Genomic DNA, 25,036 nt, shown 5'->3' with positions numbered 1-25,036 from the left:
GGTGGCATGCCTTCTTCATACAGCTTCCTCAAGAATGATATCGGCGATGCGCTCGGCGGCATCGACCTTGGCCAGGGCACGCGCGGCTTGCGCCATCTGCATGCGGCGGGCGGGATTTTCGGACAGATCGCGCAGCAGTGCGGCAATGCCGTCGGCCAGCGTTCCGTCCTGCTTCAGCAACACCGCCGCGCCACGCTCGACCAGGAACTCCGCATTGCGGGTCTGGTGATCGTCGACGGCGGCAGGGAATGGCACCAGCACGCTGCCGACACCGACCGCGCACAGCTCGGCCAGCGTCGACGCACCGGAACGGCACACGACCAGGTCGGCCCAGGCGAAGGCTTCGGCCATGTCGGCGATGAACGGGGTGATTTCAGCCTGCACGCCGGCCTTGGCATACGCCTCGACCGCTTCGGCATGCATCTTCTCGCCACTCTGGTGGCGCACCTGCACCGGCACGCTCGTGCCCAGCGCAGCAATCGCCTGCGGCACGCCGGTGTTGAGCGCACGCGCGCCCTGGCTGCCACCGACCACCAGCACGCGCAGCGGGCCGTGGCGGTCGGCGAAGCGCTGTTCCGGCGGCGCGATGGCGGCGATTTCCGCACGCACCGGGTTGCCGACGAACTCCTCGCGCGCGGCGAAGGTACCGGGGAAGCCGGTCAGCAACCGGCGCGCATAGCGCGACAGGATGCGGTTGGTCATGCCGGGCGCGCGATTCTGTTCGTGTACCAGCAGCGGCAGGCCGTGCAGGCGGGTGGCCATGCCACCGGGGCCAGAGGCAAAGCCACCGAAGGCGACCACCGCACGCGGCTGGCGCTTGCGAATGATCATGCCGGCCGCGCGCAGCGCGCGCATCAGCCGCCACGGCGCGCCCAGCAGGGCCAGCTTGCCCTTGCCGCGCAGGCCGGTGATGGCCAGCGTGTCGATCGGAATGTCGTGCTGCGGCACCAGGCGCGTTTCCATCGCACCGTCGGCACCCATCCAGGTGACCGGCACGCCGCGCTGGCGCAGCACGCGGGCCACGGCCAGGCCGGGGAAGATGTGACCGCCGGTGCCACCGGCCAGGATCATCACCGGGCGGGCGTTGGAAGCACTGCTCATGACAGCCTCCCGAAGGTCGGTTCGATGCGCGACTGCAGGCGGCTGGTGCCACGCGCAGCGTTCGGCGCAGCGGCAGCCACCGGCTCGGCGCTCATCGGTACGCTGGCGGCCACCGGCGCGGCGGGCCCGTCCATCGGCTCGGCAGCGGCGTCTTCGGCGCCGCCGATGCGCACGGCCTGGCGGCGCTCGGCGCGCTTGAGCTCATAGGACACGCGCAGCAGCAGGCCCATCGCCACGCAGGTCATCAGCACCGACGAACCGCCGGAGGAGATCAGCGGCAGGGTCAGGCCCTTGGTCGGCAGGATGCCCAGGTTCACGCCGATCGAGACGAAGGTCTGCATGCTGATCCACAGGCCGATGCCGAAGGCGATATAGCCGGAGAAGTGGCGCTTCATTTCCACGCAGCGCATGCCCAGCCAGAAGGTACGACCGACCAGCAGCGCGTACAGGGCCACGATCACGCAGGTGCCCAGGAAGCCGAATTCCTCGGCGGTGACCGAGAAGATGAAGTCGGTGTGCGCTTCAGGCAGGTAGTACAGCTTCTGCACCGAGTTGCCCAGGCCGACGCCGGTCCACTCGCCACGGCCCACCGCCATCAGCGCGTTGGACAGCTGGTAGCCGTCGCCCTGCTGGTCGGCCCACGGGTCCAGGAAGGAGGTGATGCGGCGCATGCGGTACGGCTCGATGATCGCCAGCGCGCTCATGCCGACCAGGCCGATGATCACCGGCATCGACATGCGCGGCATGTTCACACCGCCCAGCACCAGCATGCCGGCGGTGATCGCCAGCAGCAGGGTGGACGAACCGAAGTCCGGCTGCAGCAGCAGCAACAGCACCAGCGCACCGGCCACGCCCAACGGCTTGAGCATCGCCGGCCAGGTCGCGTTGACCTCGTCGCGGAAGCGCACCAGATAGCTGGACAGCCAGACGATGTAGAGCACCTTCACCGCTTCCACCGTCTGGAACTTGGAGATGCCCAGGTTGATCCAGCGGCGTGCGCCGTTGACCGTGCTGCCCAGGCCCGGTGCGAACACCGCCAGCAGCAGCACGAAGCAGCCCAGCAGCAGCATCTGGTTGTACTGCTCGATGGACTTCAGTTCAGTGCGGGCGGCAACGACCGCCAGCACGATGCCCACCGCCAGGAAGATCAGGTGGCGGTTGAGGTAGTAGAACGGGCTGCTCATCAGCGCGATCGAACTGGACGCCACCATCACCACGCCAATGCCCGTGAGCGCGATGATCGCGCCCAGCAGCCACTTGTCGTAGCTGCCTTCGATGGCTTCAAGGCGTGTTGCCTGGCGGGACAGGTCGTTCATCTCAGCGCACCTTCAACGTGGCCAGGCCGATCAGCACGAGCACGACGGAGATGATCCAGAAGCGCACGATCACGCGCGGCTCCGGCCAGCCCTTCAGTTCGAAGTGGTGATGGATCGGCGCCATGCGGAACACGCGCTTGCCGGTCAGCTTGAACGAGGCGACCTGGATCATCACCGACAGCGTTTCGATGACGAACACGCCGCCCATGATCACCAGCACCAGTTCCTGGCGGGTGATCACCGCGATCGTGCCCAGCACCGCACCCAGCGCCAGTGCACCGATGTCGCCCATGAACACCATGGCCGGATAGGTGTTGAACCACAGGAAGCCGAGGCCCGCACCGGCGATGGCCGCGCAGATGATGACCAGCTCGCCGGCGCCCGGGATCTGCGGGATCTGCAGGTAGTTGGCGAACACTACGTTGCCCGAGGCGTAGGCGAACACACCCAGCGCGCACGCCACCAGCACGGTCGGCATGATCGCCAGGCCGTCCAGGCCGTCGGTCAGGTTCACCGCGTTGGAGAAACCGACGATCCAGAAGTAGGCGATGGCCACGAAGCCGATGCCGGCCAGCGGCAGCGCGATCGACTTGAACATCGGGATGTAGAAGGTCAGCGCCGCCGGCACGTCGGCCGTGTAGAACAGGAACAGGCCCGCGGCCAGGCCGAAGATCGACTGCAGCAGGTACTTCCAGCGCGACTTCAGGCCGTTCGGGTCGCGGCGGACGATCTTGATCCAGTCGTCATACCAGCCGATGGCGCCGAAGCACAGCATCACCGCCAGCACCAGCCACACGTAGCGGTTGCGCAGGTCAGCCCACATCAGCACCGACAGTGTGATGGTGAGCAGGATCAGCGAACCGCCCATGGTCGGTGTGCCGGCCTTGGAGAAATGGGTCTGCGGACCGTCCTTGCGGATCGGCTGGCCGCCCTTGAACTGGGCAAGCTTGCGGATCATCGCCGGGCCGAGCCACAGCGACAGGAACAGGGCCGTCAGCGCGGCAAGGATGGCGCGGAACGTCTGGTAGTTGAACAGCCCGAACAGGCTCTCCAACTGCTGCAACCATCGAGCCAGTTCATACAACATGCGGGGATTCCTCTCCTTGCGCCAGCAGCGCTTTGACAATCGTGTCCATGGCGCTGCCACGGGAACCCTTGACCAGGCAGCGCACGCCGGCGTGCAGCTCGTCCTTCAGCGCCTGCGACAGCGCGTCATGGGTGGCGAAATGACGGCCGCCTTCGCCGAAGGCGGTGGCGGCAGCGGCGCTGAGCGGGCCCAGCGCATACAGGCGCTTGAGGCCAGCAGCGCGCGCGCGGAGCCCCGCCTGCGCGTGCAGCGCTTCAGCGTCCGGCCCCAGCTCGCGCATGTCGCCCAGCACCAGCCAGCCCTCTTCCGGGGCTGCGGCCAGGGCATCGATGGCCGCAGCCAGCGAGCCGGGATTGGCGTTGTAGCTGTCATCCACCAGCACCGCGCCGTTGCGCAGCTGATGGGCGATCTGCCGACCCGGCACCGGCTGTGCCTCGGCCAGACCGGCGGCAATCAGCGCGAGATCGACACCGGCGGCCAGCGCCAGGCTGGCCGCGGCCAGTGCATTGCTGACGTTGTGGCGACCCGGCAGGCCGAGCACCACGCGCGCTTCGCCGGCCGGCGAAACCAGGGTGAACTGGCTGCCCTGCGCACCGGCGCGGATGTCGCGCGCCGTCACGTCGGCGGTATGTTCCAGGCCATAGCGCAGCACGCGGCAGCGCGGCGGAGTGCCGACGAAATGCTGTTCGAACCAGCGGCCGTAGGCATCGTCGGCGTTGATCACCGCCACACCATCGGCCGGCAATGCGGCATAGATCGCGCCCTTGGTCACTGCCACGCCGAGCAGGCTGCCCATGCGTTCCAGATGGGCCGGGGCGATGTTGTTGACCAGCGCATAGCGCGGGCGGGCGATATCGGTCAGGTAGGCGATGTCACCCGGCTTGCCAGCGCCCATCTCGTAGACGGCGTAGTCGGCATCTTCCGGCGCATCGATCACCGCCAGCGGCAGGCCGATCTCGTTGTTGCGGTTGCCCGGGTTGGCGTAGACCACCTTGTGCGCGTGCTGTGCCACCTGCTGCAGGATCGACAGCAGCAGGCTCTTCACGCTGGTCTTGCCGTTGCTGCCGGTGATCGCGAACACCTCGGTGCCGCGGTCACGCTGCATGCCGGTGGCGATCTTCGCCAGCGCCAGTTCACTGTCAGCCACCAGCACCTGCGGCAGCTCGATCGGCAGCAGGCGCTCGACCAGCAGCGCACTGGCACCGCGCGCCTGTGCGTCGGCGGCGAAATCATGGCCGTCAAAACGCTCGCCGCGCAGCGCCACATACAGGCTGCCCGGACCGAGGCTGCGGGTGTCATGGCTGACCGCATCGATGGCCACGTCGTCGCCGTGGATCTCGCCGCCGGCCCAGTGTGCGATCAGCGAAAGCAGGGTGCGCTTCATGCGATGCCCTCCCCGGCCTGCGAGCTCAGAACACCGGCCTTGGCAGCCAACGCAGCGGCGGCCACTTCGGTGTCGTCGAAGTCATGGCGTACGCCATTTACTTCCTGGTATGGCTCGTGGCCCTTGCCGGCAATCAGGATGATGTCGCCGGCACCGGCGCGCTTCACCGCCAGGCCGATCGCACGCGCGCGGCTGCGCTGCACGGTCACGGCATCGGCATTCTGGAAGCCCGCCAGGATGTCGGCCACGATCACGTCGCCATCCTCGCCACGCGGGTTGTCGTCGGTGACGATGACCTGGTTGGCCAGGCGCTCGGCGATCGCGGCCATCTGAGGACGCTTGCCGGTATCGCGCTCGCCACCGCAGCCGAACACGCAGAACAGCGCGCCGTGCAGGTGGCCGTGCAGGCTGTCCAATGCCTGTTCCAGCGCGTCCGGGGTATGTGCGTAATCGACCACCACGGTCGGCAGGCCGTCTTCGCCGCCGAGGCGGTTCATGCGGCCGCGGATCGGCTGCAGCGCCGACAGCACTTCAGCGATGCGTGGCAGCGGCTGGCCCTGTGCATGCAGGGTACCGGCCACGGCCAGCAGGTTGTCCACGTTGAAGCGGCCCAGCAGCGGCGACTGCACCGCGGCACGTTGGCCGTCGATGACCAGTTCGAACGCAATGCCTCGGCCATCCAGCTGCAGCGCTTCAGCGCGCACGCTGGCATCGCTGGCACCACGCGAGCTCAGTCCGATCGGCTGCACGCCCGCCGGCAGGCCGGCAAACAGCTGGCGGCCGAAGGCGTCGTCAAGATTGATCACCGCAGCCTTCAGGCCCGGACGATGGAACAGCCGCGCCTTGGCCGCGCCGTAGCTGGCCATGTCGCCGTGGTAATCCAGATGATCGCGGGTGAGGTTGGTGAACACCGCCACGTCGTAATGCACGGCATCGACGCGGCCCTGGTCCAGCGCGTGCGAGCTGACTTCCATCGCTACCGCGCGCGCACCGGCGTCGCGCAGCTGCGCCAGCAGCGCGTGCATCTGCAGCACCAGCGGCGTAGTGAAACCGGTCGGTTCAACCGCACCATAAAGTCCGGCGCCCAGCGTGCCGATACTGCCACTGGGCGTGCCGAGCAGGTGCCAGGCCTGGGCCAGCAGCTGCACGGTGGAGGTCTTGCCGTTGGTGCCGGTCACGCCCACCATCGCCATCGCCCGCGACGGTGCGCCATGGAACTGGTCGGCCATCGCCCCCATGCGCGCACGCAGGCCCGGCACCGCGATCGCATCGGCCGGGGCCGGCAACTCGGCAGGGGCCGGCGGTTCGAACAGGATGGCGCCAGCGCCCGCCGCGCGGGCCTGCTCGACAAAGCCCAGGCCATGCGCGCCGAAACCGGCGATGGCGACGAAGGCATTGCCGGGGCGCACGGCGCGGCTGTCCAGCACCAGGCCGGTCAGAACGGGATCATGGCCCGCCAGGGCCACGTCCGGAAGCAACTGCGAAAGCAACATCGAAGGACTCATTGCGTGCCTCCCGTAGCGGGCGGCGTCTGGGCTTGCGCGCTGGGCAGCGCAGCGTCGAATTCAGCGGCGGCATCCACCGGCAGCGCAGCCTCTGCGGGCGGCGCAGGCAGGATCGAGGCCGAGTGGCCGACCTTGCCGGACTGCTGTGCGGCCAGCCACGACTGCAGGTCGTCCAGCGGCACGTCCATCAGGCGCAGAGTGCCTTCCATCACGTTGTGGTAGACCGGCGCCGACACCAGGCCACCGTAGAACTTGCCGGCCTGCGGGTCGTTGATGACGATGACGGTGGCGAAGCGCGGGTTGGTGGCCGGCACCACGCCGGCGAACAGCGCGTTGTAGTGGCCGCGCTCGTAGCCGCCCGGACCGGCCTTTCGCGCGGTACCGGTCTTGCCGGCCACGCGGTAACCCAGCACCGCCGCCTGCTTGGCGCCGCCCTGGGTGACCACCGTTTCCATCATCGCCACCACCTGCTTGGCGACATTCTCGTCGATGATCTGCTGACCTTCATTGCGCTGGCCCTTGACGAAGGTCGGCGCGATCAGACGACCGCCGTTCGCCAGTGCCGAATAAGCCGTAGCGATCTGCAGCGGGGTGACGTTCAGGCCGTAGCCGTAGGACATCGTGGTCTTGGTGGTGCCCGACCAGCGCGCCGGGCGCAGCACCACGCCACCGGATTCACCGGGGAAACCGCTATGCGGCACCGAGCCATAGCCGAAGCGGCGCACGCCGTCGTAGAACACCTGGTCCGGCATCTTCGCCGCAACCTTGGCCGCGCCCACGTTCGAACTGCGGGTGATCACGCCGGTCACGTTCAGCACGCCGTTGTTGCGCGGCACGTCGCGGATGGTGAAGCGACCCAGGGTCATGTAACCCGGGTTGGTATCGATGATGGTGTCCTTGGTCACCGCACCGGCCTGCAGCGCGGTGGCGATGGTCAGCGGCTTCATCGTCGAACCCGGCTCGACCAGATCGGTCACCGCACGGTTGCGGCGCGCATCGGGCAGCGCGCCGGTCAGCGAATTCGGGTTGTAGGTCGGCAGGTTGACCATGGCCAGGATCTCGCCGGTGGTCACGTCCATGATCACCATCGAACCGCCGGCCGCCTTGTTGGCCACCAGCGCGTTGCGCAGTTCCTTGAACGCCAGGTACTGGATGCGGCGATCGATGCTGAGGGTCAGGTCCTTGCCCGGTTCAGCAGCGCGCAGCAGATCGCTCTCGACGGTTTCGCCCTTGCGGTTGCGGATGACCCGCTTCGCACCGGCCTTGCCGCGCAGCCATTCGTCGAACGCCAGCTCCAGGCCTTCCTGGCCGCGGTCGTCAATGTTGGTGAAGCCCAGCACGTGCGCCATCGCTTCGCCCTGCGGGTAGAAGCGGCGGAACTCGCGCTGCGCGGCCACGCCCGGAATCTTCAGCGCGACCACCTTTTCTGCCTCGTCCGGATTGATCCGGCGACGCAGGTACATGAATTCCTTGTCCGACTTCTGCGACAGGCGGCTGCTCAGCTCATCCACCGACATGCCGACCGCCTGGGCCAGCTCCGGAATGCGCTCGGGCGAGCGCAGCAGGTCCTGCGGGTTGACCCAGATCGAGGCGACCGGCGTGGATACCGCCAGCGGCTCGCCATTGCGGTCGGTGATCATGCCGCGCGAGGTCTTGATCGGCAGTTCGCGCAGGTAGCGGGCCTCGCCCTGGCGCTGGTAGAAATCGCTGTTGACGATCTGCACGTAGGCGGCACGACCGACCAGCGACACCGAGCACAGGCCGAGCGCCAGCGCGACCCAGCGCAGGCGCTGGCGCAGGTTGAAGGCGTTGCGCGGGCGGTTGCGGCCGGTCTTGCTCATGGCCGCACCACCACGATGTCGGCGGCCTCGGGGAACTTCATGCCGAGCTTCTCGCGGGCGATGCGATCGACACGGTTGGCTTCGGCCAGGGTCGCCTGCTCCAGCTGCAGGCGGCCGAATTCCAGATTGATGTCATCGCGCTTGCGCTCGGCGCGCGACAACTCGATGAACGTCTGCCGGTGACGGTGACGCACGAACACGACGCCGATCGCCGAGGCCACGGTGGAAGCCAGCAGGATGATCAGCAGCAGCCGGCTCATGCATCGGCCTCCCGCTTCTGGGCCACGCGCAGCACGGCGCTGCGGGCGCGCGGGTTGGCGGCCAGCTCTTCGTCGGTGGCCTTGATGGCACCGCCGATCAGGTCCAGCGTCGGCACGAACGCGACCGCCTCGGGCAGGCGGCGGTTGGCCGGCGGCGCCTTGGCCAGGCGGTTCATGTACTGCTTGACGATGCGGTCTTCCAGCGAATGGAAGCTGATCACCGCCAGGCGGCCACCGGGCTTGAGCCGTTCCACCGCCGCATCGAGCCCGGCTTCCAGATCGGCCAGCTCGCGGTTGATGTGGATGCGGATGGCCTGGAAGCTGCGCGTGGCCGGGTGGATCTTGTCCTTGCCACGCGGCATCACCGAGGCAATCAGCTCGGCCAGTTCGGCGGTGCGGGTGAACGGCTGCTTCTCGCGGCGGGCCACGATGGCACGGGCGATGCGGCGGCTCTGCCGCTCTTCGCCGTAGGTCCACAGCACGTCGGCAATCTCGCGGTCTTCGACGCGGTTGATCCACTGCGCGGCGCTTTCGCCGCTGTCCGGATCCATGCGCATGTCCAGCGGGCCGTCCTTGCCGAAGCTGAAGCCACGTTCGGCCACGTCCAGCTGCGGCGACGACACGCCCAGGTCGAACAGCACGCCGTCCAGGCCTTCGGCCGTCGCATCCCACTGCAGCAGCTGGGCGAAGCTGCCACGGAAGATCGACACGCGCGGGTCCGGCGCGAAATCGCGCTCGGCAACGGCAATGGCTTCCGGATCCTTGTCCATGACCAGCAGGCGCCCCTCGGGACCAAGCTGGGTGAGCACGCCACGTGCATGACCGCCACGACCGAACGTGCCATCCAGATAACGTCCGTTTTCGATCACCCTCAGGCCTTCGATGACCTGGGTGTACAGGACCGGCAGGTGCACCGCCGGCGACTGCGACACCGGAAGGTGACCGGCCTGCGCTTCTGGGCGCATCCGGGCACCCCGGCTCACAACTTCAGGTCGAGCAACCCATCACCCAGATCCTCGTCAGACAACGTCTGCTGGATCAGGGCCCGATGCGCCTGCTCGCTCCACAATTCGAACTTGTCGCCCATACCGAGCAATACCGCCTTCTTCTCAATGCCCACCGCACCGCGGTGGCTGGCGGGGATGCTGATGCGACCGTTGCCGTCGAGCTCCAGATGGGCGGCCGAGCCGACCAGCTTCTGCTGCAACAGGCGCACGACGCGCTGGGTGTTGGGCTTGGACATGACGTCGTCGCGGACCCGCTCCCATTCCGACTCTGCATACAGCCACAGGCAGCCGGCTTCGAACGGGTTGTAGGTCAGCACGAGACGGTTGTTGCTGGCGCGCGCGACGAGGTCGCGGTAAGCGGTGGGAACCGCCATGCGCCCTTTATCGTCAACTGTGATGGCCGTCTCGCCCTGGAACACGACGCGTGCACCTATCCTTCGCCCGGTGAAACATTGAACCACGAAAACCCACAAAACACCCGGATTTCCCTCTGATGCCCACCTTAGCAGCGGCCGAAGGGTTGTCAACAACTTTTCAGCGGGGAAATCGCCAGCCGCATCAATGGCTTGCAACAACCTTTAGAGAATTGTTCAAGGCTTATCCACAAGTTGCTGATCCGTCTCAATTTTTGAGATTGAACGGAAGTTCAGGGGTGTGGACAGAGCGTGAAACATCGCTCGCGCATTCATCCGGGACGGGCAGGAAGCGGCACCAGACTGCGCAAACCGTGCACAATGAGGCCATGTGCCTGCTCGCTCTTGGCTGGATGCACCACCCGCGCTGGCGGCTGGTGATGACCGGCAACCGTGATGAGTTCCACGCCCGCCCGACAGCGGCGCTGGCCCCCTGGCAAGATGAGACCTCCGTCATCGGGGGGCGCGACCTGCGCTCCGGCGGCGGCTGGGCCGGCGTCGGTGCGGGTGGACGCATGGCCGTGGTCACCAATGTCCGCGACCCGCTGGCCGCCCAGACCGGTCCTTCACGGGGTGCGCTGGTGGCCGACTTCCTGCGCGGCCGCGACCCCGCCGCCGTGCATATCGACCGACTGGCAACGGTGGCCGGCGCCTACGCCCCATTCAACCTGCTGCTGGCCGACGGCCACAGCCTGGAGTTCCTGGGCAACCACCCTGCCGAGCGCCAGCGCCTGGGCCCGGGCGTGCATGGCATGTCCAACGGCGCGCTGGACGCGCCCTGGCCGAAGACCCGGCGGCTGATGGCTGCGCTTGAAGCCTGGTTCGAGGCCGGCGATGAGGACCTGACCCCGCTCTGGGCCGCCCTGGCGGACGAACATCGCCCCGCCGACAGCGACCTGCCCGACACCGGCATCGGATTGGAACGCGAGCGCTGGCTGAGCCCGGCCTTCATCCGCGGCGACGACTATGGCACCCGCGCCAGCACGGTGCTGCTGATCGATGCCGAAGGGCACGGGCAGATCCACGAGCGTCGCTTCGGCCCGCAGGGTGTCGCCCTCGGCCAGAGCCAGGTCGATTTCTGACCCTGTACCTGTTTTCTGTGTCTATAAATGTCTGCACGCACGCCACACGATGACCCGGCGCGGTTCTGCCGCGCGCCTCACCGATCCACAGGGAGTCATCGATGCGCCGTGTTCTCGTACTTGTCGTCACCCACCTGCTCGCCCTCGGCCTCGGCTTCGGCCTTGGCATCTACCTGCTGCCGATCCTGATCGCTCCCGACGACCCGCCGGTCGCGCAGGTACAGGCGGCGATGGGCGACGCCCGTTACCACACCACCTTCCGTCGCGACCTCAAGGGCAGCGACGCCGTGCACTGGGCCGACGGCAAGGTCAGCGTCAGCCCGCGCCAGGTCGCGTTCGACGGCAAGATGGGCCCGGGGCCGGACTACAAGGTCTACCTCGTGCGCGACTTCGTCGACAACAAGGCCGATTTCCTGAAGATCAAGGCACAGGCCCAGCGCATCGGCGAGGTGAAGACCTTCAACCGTTTCCTGGTGGACGTGCCTGAAAGCGTCAACGTGGACGATTACACCACCGTAGTGGTGTGGTGCGAACGGTTCGAGCAGTTCATTTCCGCCGGGCAGTACCGCACGCCGGGTTGAACAACATCCCAAGCATCTGGGCGGAGAGCAGCCGAGCATGGCTCGGCTCTACAGTAGAGCCGAGCCATGCTCGGCCTACCGTAAGAAAGAGGCGGAGCCGGCCGATAAGCCGGGTTCTGTCGTGGACAGTCATTCCTCTAGGCGTTACGTCACCGCAACGCTCAAGCAACCTACCCGGATCCAACGCGGGCCGCGCCAAAGGATCCCTATTTGGTCTTGCTCCAGGTGGGGTTTGCCGTGCCGGTCTGTTACCAGACTCGCGGTGCGCTCTTACCGCACCATTTCACCCTTACCGGCCTTCCGAAGAAGACGTAGGCGGTATCTTTCTGTTGCACTTTCCGTCGGCTTGCGCCGCCCAGGCGTTACCTGGCACCTTGCCCTATGGAGCCCGGACTTTCCTCGGCACCCCCGAAGGGATGACGCGACTGTCTGGCCGGCTCCGCCAGCGCACATTCTAGCCTACGCACGTCCTTCCTGCCGTGCTGATCGCGGCATCCGGTTCATCCATCCACGCATGGCGTGGATCTATTGCCACCTCCGCTCTGATGGGTGCGGACCTTGGTCCGCACGATCCATCAACTCCCGTACAACGCCTTGCGCGGCGCGCCGGTCAGCTCGGCCGCCAGCTTCGCCGCGGTCGACGGCGGCAGGTGTTCGCTCAGCGTGGCGTACACGCGACGGCCATGCGCCAGCTGCGCTTCCTCATCGTCGCCGGCGCCCTGCACCATCACCACGAACTCGCCCTTGCGCTGGTTCTCGTCGGCTTCCACCTTGGCCAGCAGCCCCGCCAGATCGCCATCGAGCACGGTCTCGAACAGCTTGGTCAGCTCGCGCGCCAGCACCGCCGGGCGCTCGCCGCCGAAGATCGCCGCCATGTCCGCCAGCGATTCGCCGATGCGGTGCGAGGATTCGTAGAACACCATCGTGCGCACTTCACCCGCCAATGCCTGCAGCCGGTCGCGGCGGCCACTGGCCTTGGCCGGCAGGAAACCCTCGAAACTGAAACGGTCGCTGGGCAGGCCGGCCACGCTCAGCGCGGCGATGGCGGCGCAGGCCCCCGGGATCGGGCTGACCTTGATGCCGGCCGCACGCGCGGCACGCACCAGGCGGAAACCGGGGTCACTGACCAGCGGGGTGCCGGCATCGCTGACCAGCGCCAGCGACTCACCGGCCTGCAGGCGCGACACCAAGCGCTGCGCCAGGGCCTCTTCATTGTGTTCATGCAGGGCCACCAGCGGCTGCTGGATGCCGAAATGGGACAGCAACTGGCCGCTGCGGCGGGTGTCCTCGGCACAGATGGCCGCCACCGAACGCAGCACCTCCTGCGCGCGCGGGCTCAGATCGGCCAGGTTGCCGATCGGGGTGGCGACGACGTACAGGGTTGGGACACTCATTTCAGCGGTACTCACGGGGCAAGGGTAGAATCGTAGCGTGTACCCGGCCAAGGCCGCTGCCCTCATCGCATGGACCCGATCATGAACAAGCCCGCCGCACGGATCTCCGCCCTGTCGCTGTCGCTGATGCTGCTGGCCGGCTGTGCCACCACCAGCCTGACCAGCGCGCCCGAATCGCCGGCCCAGAGCCAGGCGCTGGCGCTGATCGAACAAGGCAAACCGCGCGACGCCGCCCTGCAGCTGGAAGCGCTGGCCGCAACCCTGAAAGGTGGCGCCCGCAGCAACGCCCTGGCCGATGCCGCCTGGGCCTGGCACCTGGCCGGCGACAGTGCCCGCGCGCGCAGCCTGCTCGGCCAGCTCACCGCCCGCCAGCTGTCCGGCGCCAGCCTGCAGCGCTACCAGCTGACCGGCGCCGAGCTGGCACTGGCCGACAAGCAGCCGGCGCAGGCCCTGGCCCTGCTGAAGGAACAGGGCGACAACGTCTTCCCCGCGCTGCGCACGCGCTGGCACGTAGCCCGCGCCAACGCGCTGCAGGGCACCGGCGATGCCTTCGGTGCCGCCACCGAGCGCGCCCGCGCCCACGCCAGCCTGACCGGCAGCGCACGCAGCGAGAACCAGGCCGCCATCGCCGGTCTGCTCGGTACGCTTGACGACGCCACCCTGCGCAGCCGTGCCGCCGCGCTGCCGGCCAACGACCCGCTGTACAACTTCGCCGGCCGTGCGCTGATCGCGCGTGGCCTGCCGCTGCCGCGCCCGTTCGACCGCGATGGCGCCGCCCAGTTCGATACCAGCAAGCGCCCGCCGGCCATGAGCGACGGCTACCGTCCGCCGGCCAAGCTGGCCGTGCTGCTGCCGCTCAGCGGCCGCCTGGCCACCGCCGCGCAGCCGGTGCGTGATGGCCTGCTGGCCGCGTACTACGGCGAGACCCGCCGCCGCCCGGACATCAACTTCATCGACACCGCCGGTACCCCGGCTGGTGCGCTGGCCGCCTATGACAAGGCCGTCGCCTCCGGCGCCGACTTCGTGGTCGGCCCGCTGGGCCGTGACGAAGTGGATGCGGTCTATGGCCGCCAGCAGCTGCAGGTGCCGGTGCTGGCCCTGAACCGTGGCAAGGACGCGCCGCCGGCCGGCAGCGCCGGCTTCTCGCTGGCACCGGAAGACGACGGCATCGTCGCTGCCGAATACCTGCGTGGCCGCGAGCGCGGCAAGGCGTTGGTGATCAACAGCGCCGACGATACCGGCCGCCGTGCCGCCGCCGCCTTCGCCCAGCGCTTCGCCCAGCGTGGCGGCCAGGTGGTGGCCACCGTCGGCGTCAGCGACGCGGTTGGCGATGTCGGTGCGCAGGTGCGCAATGCCGGCCAGGTCGATGCCGTGTTCCTCGCCGTGCGCGCGCCGCAGGCCCGCCTGCTGGCGCCGCAGCTGGCACTGGCCGGTGCCGGTGGCGCCACCCGCGTCGGCACCTCGCAGCTGACCGTCGGTAGCGGCAAGGTGGAAGAAGACGTGGCGCTGGACGGCATCGTCTACCCGAACGAAGCCTGGAACGTGCGCAGCGTGTCCGGCCTGCCCTCGGCCAGCCAGGTCGCCAGCACCCTGCCCAGCGCACGCGGTGCCGCCGGCCGCCTGTTCGCCTTCGGCGCCGATGCCTGGAAGATCACCGCCTACCTGGACAAGCTGTCCAACGAAGGCGGCCTGGACGGCGCCACCGGCACCCTGTTCCTGGACAGCAACGGCAACATCCTGCGCCAGCCGGCCTGGTCCACCTTCAATGGCGGCCGGCCGATGCCGATCGTCGGTGGTCGCTGAGCGCAGCCAACGGGGCTCGGCGGTGGAAGCCGCCGCCGAGCAGCATCTGCAACAGGCCGGACTGCAGCCGCGTGCGCGCAACGTGCGTTATCGCGGCGGTGAACTGGACCTGGTGATGGACGACGCCGGCACCGTGGTGTTCGTGGAAGTGCGTTACCGCGCGCGATCCGATTTCGGTGGCGGTGCGGCCTCAGTGGATGTGCGCAAGTGTCGACGCCTGGCGCATGCCGCGTTGTTGTACCTGCAGGACCATCCCGCGCTTGCCGATGCGCCCTGCCGTTTCGATGTGGTGGAAGCCACGGGTGAACCACCGCAGTTGAACTGGCTGCGCGATGCGTTCCGGCTGGATGATTGCTGATGTGTACCGTCCACTCTGGTAAAGGCCGACCTTGGTCGGCGCTTCTGTGCCAACCAAGGTTGGCACCTACCAGCGCGCAGCCTGGCCGGTACTACCTAGGTGCGTGACTGATGCCTTCGATCATCACCCATGCCGCTGTACCGCTGGCGCTGTGGTGCGCCGCCGATCGCGGCCGCATTCCGGCATGGCTGCTGGCTGCGGGTGTGGTCGCCGCGATGCTGCCCGATGCCGACGTGCTGGCCTTTGCCCTGCACATTCCCTATGCCGATGCGTTCGGCCATCGCGGTGCCAGCCATTCGTTGTTGTTTGCCTGCGTGCTGGCCGCGTTGGCCGCGGTGTGGGCGTTCTTTGGTAGCGGCCGACCTTGGTCGGCACCACACAGCTCCGGCAGTCGCCGACCTTGGTCGGCGGTTTCGCGCCAACCAAGGTTGGCACCTACCCAGCGAGGGCCAACGTTGGCGTCCACCGTACAGGCGGCGGTGTTCGTCTTCATCTGCGCCGCCAGCCATCCCCTGCTCGACGCAATGACCTCCGGTGGCCTCGGCGTTGCCCTCGCCTGGCCGTGGAGCGAACAGCGCTTCTTCGCCCCGTGGCGGCCGATCCGCGTTTCACCGTTTGCGCCGCAGTTCTTCAGCGCGCGCGGCATCGCCACCCTGCTCTCTGAACTGCGCTGGGTCTGGCTGCCGCTGGCCGGCGCCGTTGTTGCCTGGAAACTGATCCAACCCGCTCCTGCTGCCCCACGAGATCTGTCATGAGTACTGCCCTGCCCGCCGCATTGATTGCCGAACTGTCTGCCCTGCTGGGAGCGGAGGGCTGGCGCATGGATGACAACGCGCTGGAGGCGAACGCGCAGGACAACTCGTGGCGCCACCAGCGCCCCGCTGCCGTCGCGTTGCCCGCCAGCGTAGAACAGGTGCAGGCACTGGTGCGTGCCTGTCGCGTGCATGGCGTAGCGCTGGTCGCGCGCGGCGCCGGCACCGGCACCACCGGTGCAGCCGTGCCGTTGCCGGGCAGCATCGTGTTGTCGTTCACCCGCATGGACCGCATCGTGGAGATCCGTGCCGGTGATCGCTGCGCCGTGGTGCAGCCCGGCGTGCTCAATGGAACGCTGCAGCAGGCGCTGGCGCCACATGGCCTGTTCTGGGCGCCGGACCCATCCAGCGCGGAGATCTGCAGCGTGGGTGGCAACCTGGCCTGCAACGCCGGTGGCCCGCGCGCGGTGAAGTACGGCACCAGCCGCGACAACGTGCTGGGCCTGGTCGCGGTCACCGGCACCGGCGAGGTGATCCGCTGCGGTGGCGCCTACACCAAGGACTCCACAGGCTACGACCTCACCCACCTGCTGGTGGGCAGCGAAGGCACGCTGGCGCTGATCGTGGAAGCCACCCTCAAGCTGACCCCACTGCCGGTCAGCCAGGCCGGCCTGCGCGTGCTGTACCGCGACGCCGATGCGGCGGCCGCTGCGGTGTCACGCCTGATGTCGCAGCCGGTGGTGCCCACGCGCCTGGAATTCATGGACGCCCGCAGCCTGGAGCTGCTGCGCCTCAATGGTGCCAAGGTGCCCGAGGCGGGCGCGATGCTGCTGGTCGAAGCCGATGGTGACCACGATACCCTGCCCTACCTGTTGCAGGCACTGGCCAGCGCCGCCGAAGGCGACGGCATGATCGAACTGGACGTGGCAATGGAAGGCCGCGCACGCGACCAGTTGTGGGCCGCACGCAAGGCGCTGTCACCCGCACTGCGGACCGTCGCGCCCGGCAAGATCAATGAAGACGTGGTGGTACCGGTGTCGCGCATTCCGGAACTGGTGGCTGGCGTGCAGGCGTTGGCGCGCGACTATTCGCTAACCATCGTCACCTTCGGTCATGCCGGCAACGGCAACCTGCACGTCAACATTCTTTACCACCCGGACGATGCCGATGAGAACGCACGCGCGCATGCCGCGCTGCCGAAGATCTTCGAACTGACGCTGTCGCTGGGCGGCACGTTGTCGGGAGAACACGGCATTGGATTGGCCAAGCGCGATTTCATGACGCAGGCGTTCAGCCCGGCCACGCTGGCGACGATGCGCGCGATCAAGGCCGCGCTGGACCCGGATGGCATTCTCAACCCGGGCAAGGTGCTGCCGCCGGTGTGATGCTAGCGGGCATGAACCGGCGCCACCAAGGCGTGCAGCTGTAGAGCCGAGCCCACGCTCGGCTGCTCTTCGCTCAGATCACGATGCACCCGCGCTTCGCGCGGTGAGCCGAGCGTGGGCTCGGCTCTACAGAGTCCGCGTGCCGAAACGGTTGGGGTCGGATCCCATTGCCAAGCAATGGGCTCCGACCCCCACACGCCCGCTTACCAGGCCATGCGCACACCCACCTGGCCACCCACGTTGCGGTAGCCATGGTCGCCGCGCTGCACGCTCAGGCCGCCCCAAGCGCCCCAACGCTGGCCCAGCTTCAACTCGGCACCGGCCTGCACTTCATAACGATTGCGCGGCACATCCGCGCCCAGCGTGTCATCGTTGAACTGCAACGTGCTGGTGCCGCTGCCACGCAGCCAGTTCACGCCCAGGTACGGCTGCACGGTGTTGCCGGCCGCAGTGCCATGACCGAACACACGCATGCCCAGGCGCCCACTCAGGCCACCGGCATCGGCGTGGTCGATCACCGTGCCATTGCTCTCCACGTGGCGATCCGCACGGTAGTCCGCATACGTCAGCTGCAGCTGCGGCTGCACGTAGAGCGAACTGCCAGCACCCTGCCACACATTGAAGGTATGGCCCATTTCCAGTGACGCAGTGGCCACGCGCGCATCATAGTGCTCCGGCTCCAGGCCGATACCCTGCACACGGTTGTCGAAGCGGCCGAACTGCATGGCTGCGTCCACGTAGGCACCGCCGGTTCCTTCTGCATCCTGCAGCCAGGTGCCGTACACGCCCAACGCAGTGCCACGCACACGCCCCTTGGCGCTGTAGCCGGTCAGCTCGGATAGCACACTGCTGTCAGCGCGCCCGTTGCCCAGCATCACACCGAACGCGGCGTTGCCACGACGCAGCAGATCACTGCCGATCTGCAGCACCGAGGTGTTGCCATCCACCGACAGCTGCCCCCCCACTGCAGTGAAGTCCGCATTGCTGCGACCCACGCGTGCCCATGCAGTGCGCTCACCCGTGAGGGCACCGGTACGGTCATGCATCCGGTGCACGAACATGTTCACCGCAGCCGACTGGTTCGCAAGATAGGCACCCGCCTCCGGGCGCAACACAGGCGGCGGCCGGATCGGGTCGACGATGCCGCCGCCATCCTCACCTTCGCCACCCTCGATCGGGTCCGGGCCCGGATTCACCGCACAGCCCGGCGCCGCCGGGTCGTCCTCGCAGACATCGAACCACTGCGAACGCAGATACCAATGACCATCGGTGGGATCGGTCAGACCACCCTGGAACAGGAAGTATTCGTACGAACCACCCACAGCACGCCCGGTCAGCGCATAGCTGGCCAGCGATGCGCCGTCAACTTCGATCAGCTGGATGCCGTCAACAGTGGGCGCCCCCACACCGCCGATGTTCCTCACCGCAATCAGGGCATCACCGGAGGCATCACCACGCACAAGCAGGTGGTCGATGGCCGAATCATCGCCAGCCAGCGCGCCCTGGAACAGGAAGGTGGCGCCCTCGCTGTGCAGGTCACCCTCCACCGTGAGCGTATTGAAGCGGCCGCTGCCATCGGACAACGCCACCACGCTGTCGCGCGCCTGCAACTCGCCCACGGTCGCATCGCCGGTCAACGTCCATTGGCTGCCGCTTTCAAGCGCAAGCGTCTGCACCAGATTGGAAGACCCCTGCCACAGCGCACCATCCGCCAGACGCACATGCACCTCGGACTGCGGAACCAGCCCGGCGTCTTCGTCCTCGGGCGTGATGACGATATCGCCGTGCAACTGCGAGCCACCGTCCAGCGCCACGTCGAGGCGTCCGGCCACGGCAGCATCCAGTGCCAGGCCGATGCCGATGCCGTTGCCACCGGACACCACCACACCGTTACTCAACGTCAGCACTGGATCACGGCTGCTGCGCAACCAGATGCCACCGTGCTGCGCACTCACCAGCGAGCCGCCGTCGATGCTCATCTGGCCGTTGTCGTTGATCACCGCCGCCCAGGCACCTTCGCCTTCAGTGCGCACATGGGTGTTGGCCAGCGTCATTTCGCCCCTGCCCCCCGACAGCACACCGTATGAATTGATGCCGGTGGTGCGCACCACGCTGTCGGCAAGGTGTACGGTGCCGCCAAGGCGGGCGATCGCACCAATGGCGCCGTCGCCTTCGGTAAGAATATCGATCATGTTGCCGTTCGCTAGTGGTGCAGCAGATACACCGCCTTCGGCATACAACCCATGACCATTCTGGCCAAGGGTCCGCAATCGGCTGCCGGTAACCTGCGCGGCACCTCCCAGCACCGATATCGCCTGCCAATAGGTGCCATTGGCCGTAATGGTCGATCCGTCGACTACCAGATCGCCATTCGTCACTCGAATGCCAACGCCATTGCGAGTGGTGATGAACGAATCGGTCACACGCGCAACCACATCGCGCTGGTTCATGTCGATGCCGATCGACACGCTGTCGAGCCGGCTGCCGTGCAGGGTAAGGTCCGCGCCTTCGGTCATATGGATGCCGAAGTGACCGGACAGCTCCACCCCATCCAGGCGCAGCACGCCGCCGCCACCGGTGGCGAAGCTGACCGCGGTGGCGTTGTCGCCACGTGCATGCACGCTGCCTCCGCGCATCTCAAGCTCACCGCCGACGAACAATCCCATTCCGGAGCGCTCGTGGGTCAGATCGATGTCGACATCTTCCAACACCACCTTGCTGCCCAGCCCCACCAGCACGCCCGATGCACCGGCGCCGCTGCCATCTATCCGCGCCGAGCGCAGGGTGACATCGCTGCCACCCTGCGCCCACACCCCATGGCCTGCCCCCGCCACAGCGATCTGCAGACGTTCGGCCAGCAGTGTTCCATCACGCACGTCCAACCCATTGGACTGGTCACCAAGAATCTCGATCGCGCTGTCGCGCACTACTGCCTGCCCCTGCTGCACGCTGATGCCATGGGCCAACCCGCCACGGGTAGTGATCCGCACGTTGTCCAGTGACAGCGCACCGGACAGCGCTTCCGCCCCCGACGCTGCCGTGCCGCGCGTTTCGATATGCGTTCCGCTGGCGTGAACCTGGCCGCCATTGGCGGCGGAAAGGCCGGCAGCACCATAGCCGGAGGTCAAGACGCTGCCCGCCTGCAGTTCAATACGACTTCTCGCACCCTCGGCGCGTGCAGCGGCAGCACGCAGCCCTTCGGTAATCAAATTGACCGGCCCGGTTGGAATGAGGCTGCCACCGTTGATGGCGAGGAACGCATGCCCACCCGGATTGCCCGGCTCCACCGGATCAGTGGTGCGGTAATCGCCTGCAGCCGGGTTCTGTTCGTCGCCATCGGCGATGACCTGCTGTGCCATGGCGACCGACGACGCCAGGGCGGCGGACAACCCCACGGCAAGCAGATGGGGGCGGGGAAGTACACGACGCATGCGGGGGACGCTCCAATGGAAGGGCCCATACCGTAGGAAGCGGCCGCAATGGCGCCTATCGAATTGGTTGCATACCGCAGCCGCTGCGTCGTCCTGTCGCGCCCAAGTACGGACCGGATTCACTGTGCTGAACATCGGCCGACCCGAGCGTCCAGACGGCCAGCGCTTTGCAACTAATTGCATGGGCCGGAGCCGTGCCCGCGGCCAGAATTCGTGCCGATCAAGACACAGGTTGCCTGGTTAGGCTCATCACGCGCGCTTCACGCGAACAGGTCGAAAAGGCCACATCCGTGAACGAGCACCTGAACGACTCCCTGTGTCGACTCTTTCCCAGAAAGGACAGGACCATGAACCGTCATCGCACCCGCACTGCTCATCCTCATCAACGCCCGCTGGCGCGTGGAATCGTCCTCGCACTCTGCATGCTGCCGCTGGCCGGCGCCTGGGCCGGTGATCTGGACGGTACCGTGGGAACGGTCAACGATGGCGACCCGATTGAGGAATGGACGCTGCGCAACGACGCGATATTGAACGTGACGGGTGGCCAGACCAACAACATCCGTGCCGTTGATTCACGCGTGACCATATGGAATGCCACCATCAACCGCAGCGGCTCCCACCAGCGTGCAGTGGAACTGGACGGGACGGCACGCTTCGAATCAGAGTTCAGTACGATCCGAGGCGGCGGCATCCTGGTGCAGGGTTCGTCGTCGGCGCACCTGATCGGCAGCCGCATTCTTGTCACCGCTGCCGACGGCCTGTTGCCAGGCAATCCACTCAGCATCGGCCTGACGCTGGGCAGCACCCCCGGCGGCATTCCCTTGCTTGGCGCCTGGTCCATTCTGGATTCCACCCATGTGCGCGTGGAGGACACGACAAGCGGTAGCGATATGTCCAGTGGTCTGGGCGTGCGCATGGAAAACGGCCGGGTAGACATCGTCAATGGCTCGGAAATCGACGCCGACAACGTGGGGGTGTTGATGTACGGCTCGATCCATACGCCCGACACGCTACGTCTGGGTATTGACGGTTCCACTATTCGCTCCGGGCGCGGCGCGGCGATCCGCGTGGGCGCCGACGAGGCTGCCGACTTCGAGATCACCGTGGCAAACGGTGCACGGTTGATCGGGGGGAATGGCAATCTGCTGCAGGTGGACTCGCTTACCGGTAGCAGCACGCCGGGGGCCAGCCATGTGCGCTTCAACGTGGATGACGCGCGCCTGATCGGCAATGTCAGCTTCGATGCCGCAACGGTTGATGGCAGCCTGGACGTCTTCCTGCGCAACAAGGCGCAGATCGACGGCCGCTTCATCAACGTCACCAGCGCCACCATCGATACCGACAGCGCCTGGCTGATGACCGGCGACAGCAGCGTGGGCCATCTCACCCTGGGCGCCGGCGGTACCGTGGCGCTGGGCAATGGCAGCAGCTTCAACACCCTCAGCCTGGACGAGTTCACCGGCAACGGCGGCACCCTGTTGTTCAACACCCAGCTGGGTGACGACGCCTCGCTGACCGACAAGCTGGTGATTGCTGGTGATGCCAACGGCCAGGCCAACGTGCGCGTGCTCAATGCTGGCGGTGCTGGTGCCAAGACCGATCGCGGCATCGAGCTGATCGATATCGGCGGCGCCTCCAACGCGCAGTTCGATCTGGTCGGCCGCGCCGTGGGCGGACAGTACGAGTATTTCCTGGTGAAGGACGCCAACGGCAACTGGTACCTGCGTTCGGAACTGGCAACCACGCCGGATCCGTGCCTGGCTGACCCGACCCTGCCGCAGTGCAAGCCGATCATTGATCCGATTGATCCCATCGACCCGATCACCCCCATCCCGATCCTGCGCCCGGAGACCGGCGCCTACCTGGCCAACCAGTTCGCGCTCGACCAGATGCTGCGCCACAGCTACCGCGATCGCCAGGGCGGCGCCGCGGCGGCGGAGGGCATCCGTGGCTGGGCCCGCGTGGACGGCACCCAGAGCAAGCTCGGTGCAGTGGATGACCAGCTCGACCTGCGCGTGGACCGCTCGCGCCTGCAGCTGGGTGCGGACATCGGCGTGTTCGATGACGGCCGTGGCCGCGTCGGCGTGATGGGTACCGCGGCACGCAGCAGCGCCACCTCGCGTTCGGACGTGACCGGTTTCAGTGCACGCGGTAAGGTGGAAGGTGGTGCGCTGGGCGTGTATGGCAACTGGGCCAATGATGCAATGTACGTGGACGCCAGCGTGCAGCGCGGCCAGTTCCGCAACCGCGTGCAGGGTGATGGCCTGGCCGAGGAGCGCTATGACTCGGACATCTGGCAGTCGTCGCTGGAAGCGGGCTACCGCTTCGACATCGGCCAGATCGGCAACACCGCGTTGAGCCTGCAGCCGGAACTGCAGCTGATCTACACCGATGCGAAGACCGACGTGCATACCGAGACCAACGGCACCGTGGTGCGTGCGCACGGCAACAGCGGTCTGTCCGGCCGTGCCGGCCTGCGCCTGCAGGGTGAATCGCGCTCGGCAGCGGGTGCCTCGGTCAGCCCTTATCTGGCGGCCAACTGGTACCGCGATGGCGCCGGCAATGGCATCGCCTTTGACGACGAAGTGCTGAAGGCCGGCATTCCGCGCAACCGCTATGAACTGAGCGCAGGTGCGCGTGTGGAATTCCGTTCCGGTTTCAGTGCATGGGGCGGGTTTGGTGTGATGCGTGGTGACAGTGGGTATCGCGAGGCGACTGCCAACCTGTCTGTGGCGTACAGCTGGTAAGGGAAAGAGAACGGCGCCGACATCTCCGGCGCCGTTCCAATGTGCACGATGCGCTTTCTGTAGAGTCGAGCCCACGCTCGGCTGATCTCCGATCAGATCACGAAGAACGCCGCGCTTCGCGCGGTGAGCCGAGCATAGGCTCGGCTCTACAGTGAAGCCGTGCGAACTCTGACGCAATCGCCTCACTCTGCATGACTACCATTCGCGTGCATGCAGATTGCAACAACTTTGAATTTGAAACTTTTCTGATTGGTACAGCGGTACCTTCGTGCGCATCATGTGTCCGCCACCGACAACGGGTGGCACGGGCTTGCAATCCCGTTTGGTAACTACGTTGTTTACGCTTGTCTGTCGGCGTCGCTCATCCATCGGGCGGCGTCGGCAGACATTCTGTCCGCGCTTACATGGCGGACGGTGTGTGGGGGCCTCGTGCCCGCCGGCGTTTCGCGTAGTTACCACCGGTATTGCAACCACGCACCGTCCGCCACCCTCGCTGTTAAGCGGGGTGGCCCCTTGCTTCGCACACAAGGACGCCGCCATGACCACATCACACTATCCCCACCTGTTCGCCACTCTGGGCGAGGCCGCCACGCGCCTGCCTGACGATCTGGCGCGCACGCTGGAAAGCACCTTCGCCGCACTGCAGGAAGGCGAAGCGCCCGGCACCATCACGCTGCTGCATTGCCTGCAGCACATCCGCCAGGGCGACGCCGCCGATGGGCAACCGTGGCCGGGCAAGGGCCGTACGCCGGGGCAGCGGCTGGCACTGGCGCGCATCGACCGCGCCAATGCCGGGCTGACGTTTCTACTTGAGCTGCTGCACGCTACAGAACGCGTGCGCGTGGATGGCGAGATCAGCCAGCAGGTGGACGATGACACGCGCGAGGGGTTGCTGCTGGCGTGCCGCGGGCTGGCCGAGTATGTGGATGTGCAGCTGCACGCAGCTTAGCGGCTTCTGTAGAGCCGAGCCCACGCCCGGCTTGCCCGGAACCTGACCGAAGAGCAGCCGAGCGTGGGCTCGGCGCTACAGGGCCGTACCGGCTTTCAATCGTAGGCGGCGGTGACCACGATCTCGGTGGAGATATTGCCGGCGTTGATACCACTGGTGTTGGGAATGAAGTAGCCCGCGCGCAGCGGATAGGACGCCGTCGCGCCAGAGACAGCCACCGGAATGTCGGCATCACCCTTCTTCAGGTAGGTGTTGCCGGTCGCGCCGGCCAGCAACGCGATCGTCACACCCGTTGCTGGCGTGGTGGCGGCAGTGTTCTTCCAGCGCTCCGGGTCGCCATCGGCGGCCGCGCCATCGAAGGACAGGCGCGCACGGCTGACGCCCACGCAGCCCGTGAAGTTCAGTGCACCGGCCTTCACGCTGTTGGCGGCACCTGGCGTCATCTCATCGGCCTTCACCGGATCCAGTGCGATGGTGGGCGCTGCCAGCGTGCAGGTACCCGGCAGCACGCGGCCGCTGATGGTGAGGGTGACCTGGGCATGCGCGGCTGAAGCAATCAGGCACAGCATCGGCACTGCAATCAGTTGAAATCGGGTAGGGAACATGGCGTTGCTCCTGCAGGTTGATTTGAGGAAACGAG

General features: G+C 67.0%; 20 protein-coding genes and 1 other RNA gene. 8 read left to right on the top strand and 13 right to left on the bottom strand.

Translation table 11 applies throughout. From position 1 onward, the window contains the following. Positions 1–15 precede the first annotated feature (15 nt). Genes murG through mraZ form a run of 9 tightly spaced genes read right to left on the bottom strand, consistent with a single transcriptional unit; the run spans position 16 to position 9,920 of the window. Positions 16–1,101 carry an undecaprenyldiphospho-muramoylpentapeptide beta-N-acetylglucosaminyltransferase gene (gene murG / locus AC5P8D_RS18015; protein WP_495203552.1) on the bottom strand — a complete coding sequence of 362 codons (1,086 nt, stop codon included), beginning with the start codon at positions 1,099–1,101 and terminating at the stop codon, positions 16–18. Next, a complete protein-coding gene (ftsW, locus tag AC5P8D_RS18010; protein ID WP_049411261.1) occupies positions 1,098–2,417 on the bottom strand; it encodes a putative lipid II flippase FtsW in 1,320 nt (439 codons plus the stop codon). Before ftsW ends, murG begins: the two co-directional genes overlap by 4 nt. 1 nt (position 2,418) lies before the next feature. Next, complete coding sequence (mraY, locus tag AC5P8D_RS18005; RefSeq protein WP_010481929.1) at positions 2,419–3,504, bottom strand: phospho-N-acetylmuramoyl-pentapeptide-transferase; 1,086 nt, start codon at positions 3,502–3,504, stop codon at positions 2,419–2,421. Then, the gene (locus AC5P8D_RS18000) at positions 3,494–4,888 is read right to left on the bottom strand and encodes a UDP-N-acetylmuramoyl-tripeptide--D-alanyl-D-alanine ligase (RefSeq protein ID WP_049411259.1); all 1,395 of its coding nucleotides are present in this window, start codon (positions 4,886–4,888) and stop codon (positions 3,494–3,496) included. The genes mraY and AC5P8D_RS18000 overlap by 11 nt, the downstream gene beginning before the upstream one ends. Beyond that, positions 4,885–6,393: a UDP-N-acetylmuramoyl-L-alanyl-D-glutamate--2,6-diaminopimelate ligase gene (locus AC5P8D_RS17995; protein ID WP_029379787.1), complete on the bottom strand. Its 1,509-nt coding sequence runs from the start codon at positions 6,391–6,393 to the stop codon at positions 4,885–4,887. The genes AC5P8D_RS18000 and AC5P8D_RS17995 overlap by 4 nt, the downstream gene beginning before the upstream one ends. Further along, a complete protein-coding gene (locus tag AC5P8D_RS17990) occupies positions 6,390–8,234 on the bottom strand; it encodes a peptidoglycan D,D-transpeptidase FtsI family protein (protein WP_043397940.1) in 1,845 nt (614 codons plus the stop codon). The genes AC5P8D_RS17995 and AC5P8D_RS17990 overlap by 4 nt, the downstream gene beginning before the upstream one ends. Next, positions 8,231–8,494: a cell division protein FtsL gene (ftsL, locus tag AC5P8D_RS17985; protein ID WP_005412242.1), complete on the bottom strand. Its 264-nt coding sequence runs from the start codon at positions 8,492–8,494 to the stop codon at positions 8,231–8,233. The genes AC5P8D_RS17990 and ftsL overlap by 4 nt, the downstream gene beginning before the upstream one ends. Then, on the bottom strand, positions 8,491–9,459 hold the full coding sequence (gene rsmH / locus AC5P8D_RS17980; RefSeq protein ID WP_010481940.1) for a 16S rRNA (cytosine(1402)-N(4))-methyltransferase RsmH: 969 nt from the start codon (positions 9,457–9,459) through the stop codon (positions 8,491–8,493). The genes ftsL and rsmH overlap by 4 nt, the downstream gene beginning before the upstream one ends. A 14-nt stretch (positions 9,460–9,473) precedes the next feature. After that, positions 9,474–9,920: a division/cell wall cluster transcriptional repressor MraZ gene (gene mraZ / locus AC5P8D_RS17975; protein ID WP_004143635.1), complete on the bottom strand. Its 447-nt coding sequence runs from the start codon at positions 9,918–9,920 to the stop codon at positions 9,474–9,476. 323 nt (positions 9,921–10,243) lie between these two features. On the opposite strand from mraZ, the gene AC5P8D_RS17970 reads away from it, so the two are divergent. Both AC5P8D_RS17970 and AC5P8D_RS17965 read left to right on the top strand, forming a co-directional pair. Further along, entirely contained in the window at positions 10,244–10,996 is a 753-nt protein-coding gene (locus AC5P8D_RS17970; protein ID WP_043397934.1) for an NRDE family protein, read from the top strand. A gap of 101 nt (positions 10,997–11,097) precedes the next feature. Further along, positions 11,098–11,577, top strand: a complete 480-nt coding sequence (locus AC5P8D_RS17965; protein ID WP_010481944.1) for a DM13 domain-containing protein — start codon at positions 11,098–11,100, stop codon at positions 11,575–11,577. A gap of 89 nt (positions 11,578–11,666) precedes the next feature. Here AC5P8D_RS17965 and rnpB read toward each other — a convergent pair. Both rnpB and rsmI read right to left on the bottom strand, forming a co-directional pair. Beyond that, positions 11,667–12,018, bottom strand: an RNA gene (gene rnpB, locus AC5P8D_RS17960) — RNase P RNA component class A. Between the two features lie 134 nt (positions 12,019–12,152). Then, on the bottom strand, positions 12,153–12,971 hold the full coding sequence (rsmI, locus tag AC5P8D_RS17955; RefSeq protein WP_010481946.1) for a 16S rRNA (cytidine(1402)-2'-O)-methyltransferase: 819 nt from the start codon (positions 12,969–12,971) through the stop codon (positions 12,153–12,155). An 81-nt stretch (positions 12,972–13,052) separates the two neighbouring features. Here rsmI and AC5P8D_RS17950 point away from each other — a divergent pair, with 81 nt between their 5' ends. The 4 genes from AC5P8D_RS17950 (at position 13,053) to AC5P8D_RS17935 (ending at position 17,269) form a co-directional block, all read left to right on the top strand. Further along, on the top strand, positions 13,053–14,774 hold the full coding sequence (locus tag AC5P8D_RS17950; protein WP_019661062.1) for a penicillin-binding protein activator: 1,722 nt from the start codon (positions 13,053–13,055) through the stop codon (positions 14,772–14,774). Then, the gene (locus tag AC5P8D_RS17945) at positions 14,764–15,132 is read left to right on the top strand and encodes a YraN family protein (protein ID WP_029379788.1); all 369 of its coding nucleotides are present in this window, start codon (positions 14,764–14,766) and stop codon (positions 15,130–15,132) included. The genes AC5P8D_RS17950 and AC5P8D_RS17945 overlap by 11 nt, the downstream gene beginning before the upstream one ends. 110 nt (positions 15,133–15,242) lie before the next feature. Beyond that, positions 15,243–15,887 carry a metal-dependent hydrolase gene (locus AC5P8D_RS17940; RefSeq protein WP_010481952.1) on the top strand — a complete coding sequence of 215 codons (645 nt, stop codon included), beginning with the start codon at positions 15,243–15,245 and terminating at the stop codon, positions 15,885–15,887. Then, positions 15,884–17,269 carry an FAD-binding oxidoreductase gene (locus AC5P8D_RS17935; RefSeq protein ID WP_495203551.1) on the top strand — a complete coding sequence of 462 codons (1,386 nt, stop codon included), beginning with the start codon at positions 15,884–15,886 and terminating at the stop codon, positions 17,267–17,269. Before AC5P8D_RS17940 ends, AC5P8D_RS17935 begins: the two co-directional genes overlap by 4 nt. 203 nt (positions 17,270–17,472) lie before the next feature. Here the strand turns inward: AC5P8D_RS17935 and AC5P8D_RS17930 are convergent, their stop codons facing one another. Beyond that, positions 17,473–20,700: an autotransporter family protein gene (locus AC5P8D_RS17930; RefSeq protein WP_495203550.1), complete on the bottom strand. Its 3,228-nt coding sequence runs from the start codon at positions 20,698–20,700 to the stop codon at positions 17,473–17,475. Positions 20,701–21,047: 347 nt separating this feature from the next. On the opposite strand from AC5P8D_RS17930, the gene AC5P8D_RS17925 reads away from it, so the two are divergent. Both AC5P8D_RS17925 and AC5P8D_RS17920 read left to right on the top strand, forming a co-directional pair. Then, positions 21,048–23,447, top strand: a complete 2,400-nt coding sequence (locus AC5P8D_RS17925) for an autotransporter family protein (protein WP_329759544.1) — start codon at positions 21,048–21,050, stop codon at positions 23,445–23,447. Positions 23,448–23,985: 538 nt separating this feature from the next. Next, positions 23,986–24,396, top strand: coding sequence for a hypothetical protein (locus tag AC5P8D_RS17920; protein ID WP_049435629.1), 411 nt, complete (start codon positions 23,986–23,988; stop codon positions 24,394–24,396). A gap of 95 nt (positions 24,397–24,491) precedes the next feature. Here AC5P8D_RS17920 and AC5P8D_RS17915 read toward each other — a convergent pair whose 3' ends face one another. Further along, entirely contained in the window at positions 24,492–25,001 is a 510-nt protein-coding gene (locus tag AC5P8D_RS17915) for a fimbrial protein (protein ID WP_236565145.1), read from the bottom strand. Between the last annotated feature and the right edge of the window lie 35 nt (positions 25,002–25,036).

It is taken from the genome of Stenotrophomonas sp. YJH_SMC_101-4, assembly GCF_059370395.1.
The sequence above is the reverse complement of the archived record's forward strand: the minus strand, read 5'-3'. Positions and strand labels throughout refer to the sequence as shown.